We start from the raw sequence: 13,022 nt of genomic DNA, 5'->3' as shown, positions 1-13,022 counted from the left end.
TGCGACGGAATTCCGTCTCTCAGGAGCAACTTAACCATGTTTTCGGGATCAATCCCGGCGCTCGTCACGCCGTTCTCCGCCGACGGCGCGTTCGATGAGTCGGCGTATCGCGATCTGGTTGAATGGCAGATTGACGAGGGTTCGACCGGTCTCGTGCCCTGCGGCACCACCGGTGAAGCGGCAACGCTGAGCGTGGAGGAGCATTTCCACATCGTCGGCATCTGCGTCGACCAGACCAGGGGCCGCGTGCCGGTGATCGCGGGGGCGGGCTCCAACGACACGCGCGTCGCGATCCACAATATCAAGGCGGCCAAGGCGGCGGGCGCAGATGCCGCGCTGATGGTGCCACCGTATTACAACCGGCCCAATCAGGAGGGCATCTTCCGCCATTTCGAGGCGGTGGCGCAGGCGTGCGACTTGCCGATCGTGCTGTACAATGTGCCCGGCCGCACCGTGACCGACATCGCGGTCGAGACGGTCGCGCGGATTGCGCATGCCTTCCCCAGCGTGGTCGGCATCAAGGATGCGACGGGGGTGATCCAGCGCGCATCGGCGCAGCGCGCGGCGTGCCCGGCGGGGTTCGTGCAGCTTTCGGGCAATGACGACATGGCGCTGGCGTTCAACGCGACCGGCGGGGTGGGGTGCATTTCGGTGACCGCCAATGTCGCGCCGGCTTTGTGCGCGGCGTTCCAGGCGGCGTGTGCGGCGGGGGACTATGCGGCGGCGCTGGAGCTGCACGACCGGCTTTTCGCGCTGCATGTGGCGCTGTTCACCGATGCTTCGCCGGGGCCGGTGAAATATGCGCTGAGCCGGGTGCGGCCGGACTTTCCGAAAGCGCTGCGCTTGCCGATGACCTGGCCGAGCGAGACGAGCCAGCGCGCGGTGGATGCGGGGCTGGCGGCGGCTGGGTTGGTTTGAGGGGGTAGGGTTAGCCTCTGGGCTTGGTGGAAAGCCGCCGTTTCGTGCCTTGGCGATTGCGGGTATAAATAGACTGGAAAGGCACGCCGGATGACCGCGAAGAAAACACGCATCATGTATATCGAGGACAAATCCGAGGGCCTGAACGGCCCCGCCCGTATTGGTCGCGTCACCCTGTCGAAATCGGGTCAGTCGGTTCACTATGCAGGTCGCACCTTTCAGCGCCTCGGTGGGCAGGGCTTCAAGGCGAACTATTTCGATACGGAGAGCGGAGCGCACTTCTGGATTTCCGGGCCGTGCAAGGATGGCTCTGATCGGCTCAACAAAGGAAGCGCAAATCCGATCGATATCGATGGTGACGTGGAAGCCGAATATTGGGCTGATATCCGAGGTCAGAAACCGCCGCGTTGAACGTTCGCAACTGGGCGGTATCTGCTGTTATCGCGCCAGCCACGCGAACATTGAAAAAATAACGGCTGCAAACCCAAATAGCGATACGATGGCCGCAGCCCATCCTGCCCAAGGGCCATATTCCTCGTTGATCCATCCAACGAGATCGGTCGTCGCCAGGAAAATCTCTTCCATATTGCGACGATACCGCAAGCGCATTGCGTCCGCTATTGGTTAAAATCTTCCATGGTCGCTCTGGCGATCCCGCCCCGCAGCATAGCGCTTGGTCGTCCCCGTTCGTTTCGAAACGAACGGATGGGGGGCTGGTAGGGATTGAGCGGCCAACCCGCCGCTCAATCCTTGGCGAAAAAGCGGTCGATCACGTCGCGCGCCAGGCGGGCCGGGCGCAGGGTGGTGGCGTCGAGGCAGCACCAGCTCGATTTGACTTCGGCGAGCACGTCTTCGCCGCGCTTGATGATCGTTTCGTAGAAAGCGCGCGCGCCCTGCACCTTTTCGAGCAGCACGGTGGCGATCACTTCGTCGTCGAGAAAGGTCGGCTTGCGATAGGTGATCTCGTGCTTCAGCGCGACCCAGGCGTGAGTCGCCAGCGCTTCTGCCGGGGCAAAGCGCTGCCAGTGGCTGACCACCGCATCCTGTACCCATTTGAGATAGGAGGCATTGTTGACATGGCCCATGAAATCGATGTCGGCGGCATCGATGGCGATGGCGAAGCTGTGCGTCGCGAATTTGGGGCTCAGGCACTCGGTCATACCCTCACCTTATAGGATTGGCGCGCGCATAGCGAGCGAACAACGCGCGCGACCTGCGCAAAATGTGCGATCTTGCGGTGGGTCGGTGCCAATCTGCGCTTGTGGCTTTTGTTTCGCGGCGACAGCGCCTACATCGCCGCTCTTATGGCCCGTCCAAAGCCCCCCGTTTTCGAAAAAACCAAGATCGTCGCCGAGAACCGGCGCGCGCGTTACGATTATGCGATCGATACCGTCTATGAAGCGGGCATCGCGCTGACCGGGACCGAGGTGAAGAGCCTGCGCAGCGGCACCGGCTCGATCGCCGAAAGCTATGCCGAGGTGAAGGACGGTCAGGTGTGGCTGATCAATTCCAACGTGCCCGAATTCAGCCACGGCAACCGCTTCAACCATGAGCCCAAGCGCGCGCGCAAACTCCTGCTGCACGAGCGCGAGATCAACAAGATGCACGGCGCGGTGGCGCGCGAGGGCATGACGCTCGTGCCGCTGATGGTCTATTTCAATTCCAAGGGCCGCGCGAAAGTCGAACTGGCGCTGGCCAAGGGCAAGAAGGCGCATGACAAGCGCGATTCGATCAAGGAACGCGACTGGAAGCGCGAGCAAGGGAGGCTGATGCGCGACCGTGGTTGACGTCGTCATCCGCGCCCGCCGCACGGCACAGATCATCGCATTCGCGCGTCGCCACATCCCCACGCGGGAAAGCGTGGAGGCGAATCGCTATCTTCGTCCCGTTGCGCACCGCATTCTCGCCCCGGAATTGTGGCGCTTTACGCGTCGTTCGGTGCCGCGGGGCGTCGCTTTGGGGCTCTTTACGGGCGTCCTGTTCCCATTCGCGCACATGCCCCTGGCGGCGGTGACTGCGCTTCCGGTGCGTGCCAACGTACCGGTCGCCGTCGGGACGACGTTGTTGCACAACCCGGTCACAACGGTGCCGCTATTCTGGTGCGCCTACGAACTCGGGCATTGGGTGTTGCGGCTCGATCGCAGCGTGCCGGGCGCGCCGATTGCCAGCAATGTGAAGGCCAATGTCGGCCTGCTCCATTGGCTGGTTTCGCAGGGTGGTCCGGCGACGATTGTCGGCCTGATTTTGATCGCTGTGGCGCTGTCGGCGGCAGGTTTTTTTCTGGCCGGACTGGTGTGGCGCGTCCGCATCGGTCGCAAATGGCGCAGGCGTGCTGCGCAAAAAGGGCCGAAACAAGCGATTTGACGGAATGTGTCATGCGGTTACAACACGCTCCATTAAATGTCCGTTGAGAGGATTTTTGCATGCGTCGTTCGTTGGTCACGGTTTCCCTGCTCGCGTCTGCGGCACTGGTGGGGGTGACCCACGCAAATCCGGCACCGAAGCCCAAGGTTGCAGCGAAGGCAGAGCCCGCGCCGAAAGCGGCCGGTGCCGAGATCGGCGCGTTCGGGCTCGATATTGCCGGCATGGACACCAGCGTTAAGCCGGGTGATGATTTCGTGAAGTTCGCAGGCGGCAAGTGGGAAGCAGCCACCGAGATTCCGGCGGACAAGGCGACGTACGGTATGTTCAACCGCTTGGCCGACCGCTCGCTGGAACAGACCCGCACGATCCTGGATGCTGCGGCGAAGCGTCCCGGCGACAAGATCGGCGATTTCTATGCGAGCTTCATGGATGACGCCGCGATCAACGCCAAGGGCATCGATCCGATCAAGCCCTGGATCGCCGAAATCCGCGCAGCGGGCGACAAGACTGCGCTGGCGGTCGAGATGGCCAAGCTGCAACGGATTGGCGTGGGCGGCCTGTTCCGCATGGGCGTAGGCCAGGACGACAAGGCCCCCGATACCTATATCGTCGGGCTGAGCCAATCGGGCATCGGCTTGCCCGATCGTGATTATTATCTGAAGGACGACCCCAAGCTCGCCGACACGCGCGCAAAATATCAGGCCTATCAGGTGCAGATGCTGGGCCTCGCCGGTGTGGACGATGCCGCGGCGCGCGGCGCGGCGGTCTACGCCTTTGAAAAGACGCTGGCGACCGCGCATTGGGACCGCATCAAATCGCGCGATTCCGATCTGACCTACAATAAGTGGTCGGCGGCTGACTTCGCGGCCAAGGCCCCGGGCTTCCCGTGGGAGGTCTACATGAAGACGGCGGGGACCGCAGGCCAGGGCAATTATCTGGTCGGGATGCCCAGCGCGTTGACCGACGAAGCCAAGGCTTTCGCCGATGCCCCGGTCCAGGTGGTCCAGGATTTCCTGATCCTGCGCTTGCTGCGCAGCTACGCCGGCGTTCTCGCCAAGCCGATCAACGACGCCAATTTCGCCTTTTATGGCACGGTGCTGAGCGGTGCGCCGCAGCAGCCGGTGCGGTGGAAGCGCGGCGTGGGGATCGTCAGCGGGGCGATGGGCGAACAGGTCGGCCAGGAATATGTCGCGCAATATTTCCCGCCCGCGACCAAGGCGGCGGCGGACCAGCTCGTCAAGAACATCATCGCGGCGATGAGCGTGCGGCTGGACAATCTGACGTGGATGGCCCCGGAAACCAAGGTAAAGGCGCACGCCAAGCTCGCCGCCTTTACCCCCAAGATCGGCTATCCGTCGAAGTGGCGCGACTATTCGGCGCTGACGGTGAAGCGCGACGACATCGTCAGCAATGTCGCGGCGGCGAACGCGTTTGAATATGAGCGCGATCTGCACAAGCTCGGCCAGCCGATCGATCGCACCGAATGGGGCATGACCCCGATGACGGTGAACGCCTATGCCAATCCGCCGATGAACGAGATCGTCTTCCCGGCGGCGATCCTGCAGCCCCCCTTCTTCGACGCCAAGGCGGACCCGGCGGTCAATTACGGCGGCATCGGCGTGGTGATCGGGCATGAACTGAGCCACCATTTCGACGATCAGGGGCGCAAATACGATCCGACCGGCAAGCTCGCCGATTGGTGGACCGCAGAGGACGTCAAACGCTTCACCGCGATGACCGACAAGCTGGTCAAGCAGTATGACGCGTATGAGCCGCTGCCGGGCCTGCACATCAAGGGCGGGCTGACACTGGGCGAAAACATGGCGGATCTTGCCGGGCTGGCGCTGGCTTATGATGCGTATCACCGCTCGCTTGGCGGGAAGCCTGCTCCGGTGATCGACGGGCTGACGGGCGACCAGCGCTTCTTCCTTGGCTATGCGCAGGTCTGGCGGATCAAGTTCCGCGAACCGGCGCTGCGTTCGCAGGTGATTTCGAACGAACATTCGCCCGGGCCCTTCCGCACCGCCGAGGTGCGCAACGTCGATGCCTGGTACAAGGCGTTCGGCGTGAAGGCGGGCGAGAAGCTGTATCTTGCCCCGGCTGACCGTGTGAAGGTCTGGTAAAGGCGGTATTCTGCACCGCGCCGCCTGGACGGGTGGCGCGGTGCGGCGGTGTCTGGCCGCTTTGCCCTTGACGCTCCCGGCGCATCGCCCAATGCAGGTGCGGATGGCATCGCTTCCAACGTCTCCGAACCCGTCTCGCGGCGCAGCTTTGATCGCGATTGGCTGCGGCTGCGCGGCTGCGGCGATCGTTCTGGTGGTGATCGGCAGCGCGCCGATTGCGGCGGCGTTCTTTGCGACCGCGCTCGTGGCGACGGGCGGGCTGCTGTTGTTCCGCCGTCTGTTCCCGCGCACCGCGGAACTCGCTGCCGAGCCGGATTGGAGCGTCGCGCGTACGGTTGCGGAGAGCAGCCCGGATGCGATTGCGGTGACCGATCGTGCCGGACGGTTGGTGTGCGCCAACAATCGCTACGAGACGCTGTTCGGCGGCTTTGCGACCCCGCCGGGGCTGCCGTTTGATGCGACTGGTGTGGAGCTTTTGGGGGCTGCCGGACGCGCCGCCTGGCGTGATGGCTCGGCGGGAGTCGCCCGGCTCCTCATCAAAGGCGCGCAGCTTTCCGCCGAAGTGACGCGGGCCGGCGAAGACGGCAACCTTCTGGTCTGGCGTTTCCATGCAACGCAGGGCCTGGATCTCGCCCAGACGATGGAGAATTTGATCTCGGGAGCGACGGGCGATCGACTCGGCAGCGCCGGGATCATGGCGGCGTTGATCAATCCCGACGGGCGGATCCGGGCGGCGAACCGCGTGTTGCGGGCACGTGCGATGGGGCATGAGGAAGGCGCGATCGTCGGTCGCGACTTTGCGCGCTTTCTGATCACCGACTCGCACGGCATGGCGCGGTTCGAACGCGAAGGGCTGGCGCAGAACCCGTTGCGCGTTCTCCAGATCCCGTTTCTCGATGGGGAAGACGCGCCGATGCTGGTCGCGCTGATCGACGAGGAAGAGAATAGCCAGCCTGCCATTGGCGAAAGCGCGGCGGCGCATATCAAGAGCCTGGTGTCGTTGATGCCGTTCGGCGTTGCCTTGATCGGCGGCGACGGGCGCTTCGTGCAGATGAACGACGCCTTTGCGCGGGCGGCGGCGGTCGATCCGCACAGCCCGCCCATCTATCCCGGCGATTTGCTGGTGCGCGAAGACAAGGGTGTGGTCGCCGACGCGATCCGCCGTTTTGCCGGTGGCGCGACGCATTCAACCGACCTTGCGGTGCGGCTGAAGGATCATCCCGACGAGCCGGTCGCCCTGTCGATCGCGGGTGCGCGCGGCCTCGGCAATTCGGCAGTGTTGTTGAGCCTCAAGGACAATAGCGAGGAAACGCGGCTGAAGCGCGAAGTGGCGCAGGCCACCAAGATGCAGGCGGTGGGGCAGCTCGCGGGCGGTGTTGCGCACGATTTCAACAACATCCTCACCGCGATCATCGGGCATTGCGATTTGATGCTGATGCGCCATTCGCCCGGCGACAGTGATTATGACGACATCCAGCAAATCCGCGCCAACTCCAACCGCGCGGCCAGCCTGACGCGGCAATTGCTCGCTTTCTCCCGCCAGCAGACGCTCAGGCCGCAAGTGCTGCAACTGCCCGACGTGATTTCCGAAGTCACCAATTTGCTTAAGCGCTTGTTGGGCGAAAGCGTCACGCTTACCGTCAAACATGGGCGCAACCTGGGGCCGGTGCGTGCAGACCCCGGGCAACTCGAACAGGTCGTCGTCAATCTCGCGGTGAACGCGCGCGATGCGATGATGGCGAAGGATCCGCGCGGCACCGGCACGCTGGCGATCCAGACCTATGCGGTCACCACCGCCGAAGTGCGCAAGCTCGCATCGGATATCCTTCCGGCCGCCGATTATGTCGTGCTTGAAGTGGCCGATACCGGCGGCGGTATCCCGCCCGATGTGCTGCCAAAAATCTTCGAGCCCTTTTTTACGACCAAGGAGGTGGGAAAGGGCACCGGGCTCGGTTTGTCCACCGTTTATGGGATCGTCAAACAATCGGGTGGCTATATCTTTGCCGATAATGTGAAGGCTGGACCGCGCGGGCAGGCGGGGGCGGTATTTACCATCTACTTGCCGGTCCACACCGTCGGTGCCTTGGCGGAAGCGCCACCCGCACGGATTTTGCCGCGCGAGAAGCCGGTCGATCTCTGGGGCACAGGCACGATCCTGCTGGTCGAAGACGAGGACATGGTGCGGGCCGTTGCCGAACGGGCGCTGACACGGCAGGGCTATACCGTGCTGTGCGCCGAACATGGGGAGGCTGCGCTCGAACTGTTGGCATCCGGCCCAAAGCCCGATCTGCTCATATCGGACGTGATGATGCCGTTGATGGATGGACCGACCATGGTGCGGCAAGCGCGCGCGCGCTATCCCGATCTGCCGATCGTGTTCATGTCGGGCTATGCCGAGGAGACGATTCGCAAGTCGATCGATCTCGACAACGTCGCCTTTCTGGCAAAACCGTTTTCGGTACAACAGCTTGCTGAAGCGGTGCGGGCGGTATTGGGTGCGAAATGATTTGGCGCATTCCGGCATGCCCGGCTAAGGGCCTATTATGAGCGGGCCACAGACCATTTTGATCGTCGAGGACGAACCCTTGATTGCGATGATGATCGAGGATTTTCTCGATGTCTTGGGAAAGCGTCATGGCGGCACGGCGGATAGCGTTGTGGCCGCGCTGGCGTTGATTGAAGCGGGTGGCATCGACGCTGCCATCCTGGACGTCAATTTGCGCGGCGGGGAGAAGAGCTTCCCGATCGCGGCGGTGCTCGCGGAGAAGGGCATTCCGTTCGTTTTCGCGACCGGCGGGTCGCATGATAGCGTCGGGGAAGAGTATCGCGATCGTCCGACTCTGGCCAAACCTTTCACGATGGATGGGGTTTCCAAGGCATTGGCGGCATTGGGCTAATCAGGCGGCTGATGGGGGGCTGATCACGATCAACCCAACAAAGCCGGCCTGATGCGGACCCATCGCGGCGCTCTGCCGTTTCTCCTGCCACAATCCCGGCACGGAGACCGATCGTGGCACTTTCCAGCTCAGACATTTCGCCATCCGCTTTGACAAACCCGCAAAAGGTTGGTCCCAAACCGCCGTTCGAACGCCAGAGCCAGCCTTGGCCGGGCCTTGCGCGCGACATGCGGCCCCGGCCCGATCACGGTGAATCGACCTATCGTGGCTCCGGTCGTCTGGCCGGTCGCAAGGCTTTGATTACCGGTGGCGACTCCGGGATGGGACGGGCGGCCGCCATCGCTTACGCGCGCGAAGGAGCCGACGTTGCCATCAACTATCTGCCGGAAGAGGAGGCGGATGCCCGGGACGTGATCGATCTGATCCGCGCTTCGGGCCGAGTCGGAGTCGCCATCCCCGGGGATTTGTGCAGCGAGGATTTCTGCGCCACCCTGGTCCAGACCGCAGTCGATACGCTTGGTGGGCTCGACATTCTGGTCAGCAATGCCGCCCGACAACAAACCCACGGTTCGATCCTCGACATTTCCACCGAGGAATTCGACCGGACGATGAAGACCAATATCTACGCGCCGTTCTGGCTCATCAAGGCGGCGCTGCCGCATCTGGCACCGGGATCGTCGATCATCGGGACGACGTCGGAGCAGGCAACCGATCCGTCAGAAGATCTGTATGATTACGCGCAAACCAAGGCAGCAACCACCAATTATGTTCGCAGCCTAGCCAAACAACTGGCGTCGCGGGGAATCCGCGTGAACGGCGTCGCACCGGGGCCGATCTGGACCCCGCTGCAGGTGTCTGGCGGCGCGACGATGGAAAAGCTCGAGCAGTTTGGTGGTCAGACGCCGCTCGGTCGCCCGGGGCAACCGGGCGAGCTTGCCGGGATCTACGTTCTGCTGGCCGAAAGTGGCGGCAGCTACGCCACCGGACAAGTCTATGGCGCAGCGGGCGGCAGCGGAATGCCGTGATCCTGCCGGTTTTTTTAAAGAGGTTGTCGTTCTACTCTTGTTCCATAAGAACAAACGCGATACACGGTGCATCACGCATTGAACGCACCCGGCGTTCGGTCTAGCGCAGGAGGCTACCAATGGCGGTATCGTTGAAGGTCATCGACAGCAAAATGGCAGCCTCAGACAAGCAAGCAGACAAAGCCACCGCAGAACGCGCCAAGGCGCTGGAAGCGGCGCTCGCACAAATCGACCGCGCCTTTGGCAAGGGCTCGGCGATGAAGCTGGGCTCGAAACAGACGATGCAGGTCGAGGTGATCTCGACCGGCTCGCTCGGGCTCGATATCGCGCTCGGCGTCGGCGGCTTGCCGCGTGGGCGCGTGATCGAGATTTACGGGCCGGAAAGCTCGGGCAAGACCACGCTGGCGCTTCATGTCATCGCAGAGGCGCAAAAGGGCGGCGGCACCGCGGCGTTCGTCGATGCCGAACATGCGCTCGACCCGGTTTATGCCAAGAAGCTCGGCGTCAATATCGACGAGCTGATCGTGTCGCAGCCCGACACGGGCGAGCAGGCGCTCGAAATCGTCGATACGCTGGTGCGCTCCAACGCGATCGACGTGCTGGTGGTCGATTCGGTCGCAGCCTTGGTGCCGCGCGCGGAAATCGAAGGCGAAATGGGCGACAGCCATGTCGGTTTGCAGGCGCGACTGATGTCGCAATCGCTGCGCAAACTGACGGGCTCGATCAGCCGCTCGCGCTGCATGGTGATTTTCATCAACCAGCTGCGCATGAAGATCGGCGTGATGTACGGCAACCCCGAGACGACGACCGGCGGCAATGCGCTGAAATTCTACGCCTCGGTGCGCCTCGACATTCGTCGCACCGGCCAGATCAAGGATCGCGACGAGATCATCGGCAACACCACACGCGTGAAGGTCGTCAAGAACAAGGTCGCGCCGCCCTTCAAGCAAGTCGAATTCGACATCATGTACGGGCAGGGCGTGTCCAAGATTGGCGAGATTCTGGATCTGGGCGTCAAGGCTGGGCTGGTCGAGAAATCGGGCGCGTGGTTCAGCTATGACAGCGTCCGCATCGGGCAGGGGCGTGAGAACGCCAAGACCTTCCTCAAGGAAAATGTCGAAATGTCCGATCGTCTGGAAAAGGCGATTCGCGCACGGACCGACAAGGTCGCCGAGGAAATGATGGCGGGTGCGGAACCCGATGAAGGTGACGACGAGATGTGAGTTTCGCCCCGGTCTGCTGCGGCGGGCCGGAGCAGGGGATGGCGGCAGTGCACGGCTGCGTCCCACCACGATGGCGGTATCGAGCGCTCTCGGTGCCGTCGCAGAGACCGGGAAGGCCCGCCAGCGATGGCGGGCCTTTCATATTGCGGCGGCGGGATGGCCGGAGTGCAGAGTGGCGACCCCCGGCGTCGGGCACCGCAAGGTAGCGTGTGACTTGTGTGCCGCATCGCTGCTAGGATGCGGGCAACAAGCCGACCCGGAGAGTCCTCATGACCTTGATCGTCCACCATCTCGAAAACTCGCGCTCGCAGCGGATTCTGTGGATGCTCGAGGAACTCGGGCTCCCCTATGAAATCAAGCGCTATGAGCGGAACAAGCAGACGATGCTGGCTCCGCCCGAACTCAAGCGAATCCACCCGCTTGGCAAATCGCCGGTGCTCGAGGATACCGAGCTGGGGGATGTGATCGTCGAAACGGGCGCGATTGTCGAGTATCTGGTCGAGCGCGGCGATGGTCGGTTGGGGCCCCCCGCGCACCGCGATGGTGTGCTGCGCTATCGCCAGTTCCTGCATTATGCCGAAGGGTCGATGATGCCGCCGCTGCTCGTGCTGCTGGTCGTCAACCGCATTCCGCTGCTGGGCAAGACCGCCGCCAAGCGTATCCAACCGATGATCGACGTCCATCTCGATTATGTCGAAGCCGAGCTGTCGAGCCGTCCATGGTTTGCGGGCGACACGATCACGGGTGCCGACATCATGATGAGCTTCCCGCTGGAGGCCGCGCGCAGCCGCGCGGGCCTCGATGCCTCGCGCCCGGCGACGATCGCGTGGCTCGACAAGATCCACGCGCGCCCGGCCTATCAGGCGGCGCTCGCCAAGGGTGGACCCTATGCCTATGCGTGACGGGCGTCTTTAAAGCGGATCGGACCCCGTTCGCCCTGAGCTTGTCGAAGGGCTCCTATCCCAGCGCGGTGAGCGCGCGGGGAAGAAGGGCTTCGACAGGCTCAGCCCGAACGGCTTTTGGGCGGTCCTGCTTAAGATTAACCGGCGCTATGCGTGATCGGCGCGCGGCAGTTCGTTCAGGCCGATCTCGGGAGGCTCGGGCGCTTCCAGCGTCCCCTCCCATTTGGCGATGACGCTGGCGGCGATGGCATTGCCGACGACGTTGGTGGCCGAGCGCCCCATGTCGAGGAAATGGTCGACGGCGAGGATCAGCAGCAGGCCGGCCTCGGGGATGTGGAACACGGGCAAGGTCGCCGCGATCACCACCAGGCTGGCGCGCGGCACGCCGGCGATCCCCTTGGAGGTGATCAGCAAGGTCAGCAGCATCGTCACCTGCGCGCCGATCGACAGATGGATGTCGTAAGCCTGGGCGATGAACAGCGACGCGAAGGTCATGTACATCATCGACCCGTCGAGGTTGAACGAATAGCCGAGCGGGACGACGAAGCCGGCGATCTTGGGCGGCACGCCGAAGCGCTCCAGCGCCTCCAGCACGCGCGGCAGCGCTGCCTCGGACGAGGCGGTGGAAAAGCCGATCATCAACGGCGCGCCGATATAGCGCAGCAAGCTGCGCGTGCGCGGGCCGACGATGAGGTAGCACAGGCCGAACAGCAGCGCCCACAACACTGCCAAGCCGAAATAGAAGCTTCCCATGAAGTAAGCGAGGTTCTTGATGACGCCGGGGCCCTGCTCGGTCAGCGTGGCGGAGACAGCGGCGAACACCGCCAGCGGCGCGAACATCATCACATAATTGGTGATTTGCAGCATCACCGCGACCAAGGCCTCGGTCGCGCGGACGAGCGGGGCGGCTTTCTCGCCGACCGCCGAAATCGCGACGCCGAGGAACACCGAAAAGACCACGATCTGCAGGATTTCGTTGGTCGCCATCGCATCGAAGATCGACGAGGGCACGACATGGGTGACGAACTTGGCGAGATCGAACCCGGCCTTGTCGAGCCCGGTGCCGACGGTCACGGGCGGCACCACCAGATGCGGCGTGAGGCCGAGCACTTCACCCAGCGACGCGGTGACATGGAACAGCACCAGCCCGAGCGAGAGCGACAACAGGCTCGCGCCGACGAACCACGCCACCGCACGCAGGCCGATCCGCCCGAGCGCGCCGGTGCCGCCCATATGCGTGATGCCGACGACGAGGGTCGAGAGCACCAGCGGCGCGATGATCATCTTGATCAGCCGCAGGAACACCGTGGTGATGATCGAAATATAGCCGGCGATCTCCTTCAGCCGCGCTGCGCTGGCGGGGGTGCCGTCATCGATCGTGGCGTTGAGCGTCCATCCCACGGCGAGGCCCAGCACCAGCGCGATCAGGATATAGGTCGTCAATCGCTTCGCCACATGTCACCCCTTTTTGTCGTTCGTGTCATCAACGGGAGAAAGTGCGAGCGGTCAAGCCGAAGCGCTGCGTTGCTGCGTTGCGGCGGGCGCTTTCCGCTGGCACAGTTACGCCAAG

General features: G+C 63.3%; 12 protein-coding genes. 10 read left to right on the top strand and 2 right to left on the bottom strand.

The window, feature by feature from the left end; translation table 11 throughout:
- The first annotated feature begins 36 nt into the window (after positions 1–36).
- Together dapA and ACP7BY_RS00570 are read left to right on the top strand one after the other, a co-directional pair.
- Positions 37–918, top strand: coding sequence for a 4-hydroxy-tetrahydrodipicolinate synthase (dapA, locus tag ACP7BY_RS00575; protein ID WP_137902598.1), 882 nt, complete (start codon positions 37–39; stop codon positions 916–918).
- Positions 919–1,008: 90 nt separating this feature from the next.
- The gene (locus ACP7BY_RS00570) at positions 1,009–1,329 is read left to right on the top strand and encodes a hypothetical protein (protein WP_033964579.1); all 321 of its coding nucleotides are present in this window, start codon (positions 1,009–1,011) and stop codon (positions 1,327–1,329) included.
- A 332-nt stretch (positions 1,330–1,661) separates the two neighbouring features.
- On the opposite strand, the gene ACP7BY_RS00565 is transcribed toward ACP7BY_RS00570, so the two are convergent.
- Positions 1,662–2,078 (bottom strand): acyl-CoA thioesterase, encoded by a 417-nt coding sequence (locus ACP7BY_RS00565; protein ID WP_033964580.1) that lies wholly within the window; start codon positions 2,076–2,078, stop codon positions 1,662–1,664.
- 144 nt (positions 2,079–2,222) lie between these two features.
- Between ACP7BY_RS00565 and smpB the strand changes: the two genes are divergently transcribed.
- The 8 genes from smpB to ACP7BY_RS00525 all read left to right on the top strand — a co-directional run bounded on the left by smpB (position 2,223) and on the right by ACP7BY_RS00525 (position 11,452).
- Positions 2,223–2,705, top strand: coding sequence for an SsrA-binding protein SmpB (gene smpB / locus ACP7BY_RS00560; protein WP_033964621.1), 483 nt, complete (start codon positions 2,223–2,225; stop codon positions 2,703–2,705).
- The gene (locus ACP7BY_RS00555) at positions 2,698–3,282 is read left to right on the top strand and encodes a DUF2062 domain-containing protein (protein WP_052192291.1); all 585 of its coding nucleotides are present in this window, start codon (positions 2,698–2,700) and stop codon (positions 3,280–3,282) included. The genes smpB and ACP7BY_RS00555 overlap by 8 nt, the downstream gene beginning before the upstream one ends.
- A 59-nt stretch (positions 3,283–3,341) precedes the next feature.
- Positions 3,342–5,405, top strand: coding sequence for a M13 family metallopeptidase (locus ACP7BY_RS00550; RefSeq protein ID WP_137902599.1), 2,064 nt, complete (start codon positions 3,342–3,344; stop codon positions 5,403–5,405).
- 103 nt (positions 5,406–5,508) lie between these two features.
- Positions 5,509–7,911, top strand: coding sequence for a response regulator (locus ACP7BY_RS00545; RefSeq protein WP_126845676.1), 2,403 nt, complete (start codon positions 5,509–5,511; stop codon positions 7,909–7,911).
- 37 nt (positions 7,912–7,948) lie between these two features.
- A complete protein-coding gene (locus ACP7BY_RS00540) occupies positions 7,949–8,302 on the top strand; it encodes a response regulator (protein WP_033964581.1) in 354 nt (117 codons plus the stop codon).
- 110 nt (positions 8,303–8,412) lie between these two features.
- Positions 8,413–9,327 carry an SDR family oxidoreductase gene (locus tag ACP7BY_RS00535; RefSeq protein WP_426287982.1) on the top strand — a complete coding sequence of 305 codons (915 nt, stop codon included), beginning with the start codon at positions 8,413–8,415 and terminating at the stop codon, positions 9,325–9,327.
- A gap of 119 nt (positions 9,328–9,446) precedes the next feature.
- On the top strand, positions 9,447–10,550 hold the full coding sequence (recA, locus tag ACP7BY_RS00530; RefSeq protein WP_010403152.1) for a recombinase RecA: 1,104 nt from the start codon (positions 9,447–9,449) through the stop codon (positions 10,548–10,550).
- 269 nt (positions 10,551–10,819) lie between these two features.
- On the top strand, positions 10,820–11,452 hold the full coding sequence (locus ACP7BY_RS00525; RefSeq protein WP_126845675.1) for a glutathione S-transferase family protein: 633 nt from the start codon (positions 10,820–10,822) through the stop codon (positions 11,450–11,452).
- A gap of 147 nt (positions 11,453–11,599) precedes the next feature.
- On the opposite strand, the gene ACP7BY_RS00520 is transcribed toward ACP7BY_RS00525, so the two are convergent.
- Positions 11,600–12,907 carry a dicarboxylate/amino acid:cation symporter gene (locus tag ACP7BY_RS00520; RefSeq protein WP_033964583.1) on the bottom strand — a complete coding sequence of 436 codons (1,308 nt, stop codon included), beginning with the start codon at positions 12,905–12,907 and terminating at the stop codon, positions 11,600–11,602.
- Positions 12,908–13,022 lie beyond the last annotated feature (115 nt).

This window comes from Sphingomonas sp. PSPC2-2 (assembly GCF_049897725.1).
GTDB lineage: Bacteria > Pseudomonadota > Alphaproteobacteria > Sphingomonadales > Sphingomonadaceae > Sphingomonas.
Note: the sequence above shows the minus strand (reverse complement) of the source record. Positions and strands in the feature narration are given on the sequence as shown.

What these genes read in the sequence shown, in the direction of transcription:
- ACP7BY_RS00545 (WP_126845676.1), top strand. Translation starts at nt 5,509, where the DNA reads ATGGCATCGCTTCCAACGTCTCCGAACCCGTCTCGCGGCGCAGCTTTG.
- dapA (WP_137902598.1), top strand. Translation starts at nt 37, where the DNA reads ATGTTTTCGGGATCAATCCCGGCGCTCGTCACGCCGTTCTCCGCCGAC.
- smpB (WP_033964621.1), top strand. Translation starts at nt 2,223, where the DNA reads ATGGCCCGTCCAAAGCCCCCCGTTTTCGAAAAAACCAAGATCGTCGCC.
- ACP7BY_RS00540 (WP_033964581.1), top strand. Translation starts at nt 7,949, where the DNA reads ATGAGCGGGCCACAGACCATTTTGATCGTCGAGGACGAACCCTTGATT.
- ACP7BY_RS00570 (WP_033964579.1), top strand. Translation starts at nt 1,009, where the DNA reads ATGACCGCGAAGAAAACACGCATCATGTATATCGAGGACAAATCCGAG.
- ACP7BY_RS00525 (WP_126845675.1), top strand. Translation starts at nt 10,820, where the DNA reads ATGACCTTGATCGTCCACCATCTCGAAAACTCGCGCTCGCAGCGGATT.
- ACP7BY_RS00565 (WP_033964580.1), bottom strand. Translation starts at nt 2,078, where the DNA reads ATGACCGAGTGCCTGAGCCCCAAATTCGCGACGCACAGCTTCGCCATC.
- ACP7BY_RS00550 (WP_137902599.1), top strand. Translation starts at nt 3,342, where the DNA reads ATGCGTCGTTCGTTGGTCACGGTTTCCCTGCTCGCGTCTGCGGCACTG.
- recA (WP_010403152.1), top strand. Translation starts at nt 9,447, where the DNA reads ATGGCGGTATCGTTGAAGGTCATCGACAGCAAAATGGCAGCCTCAGAC.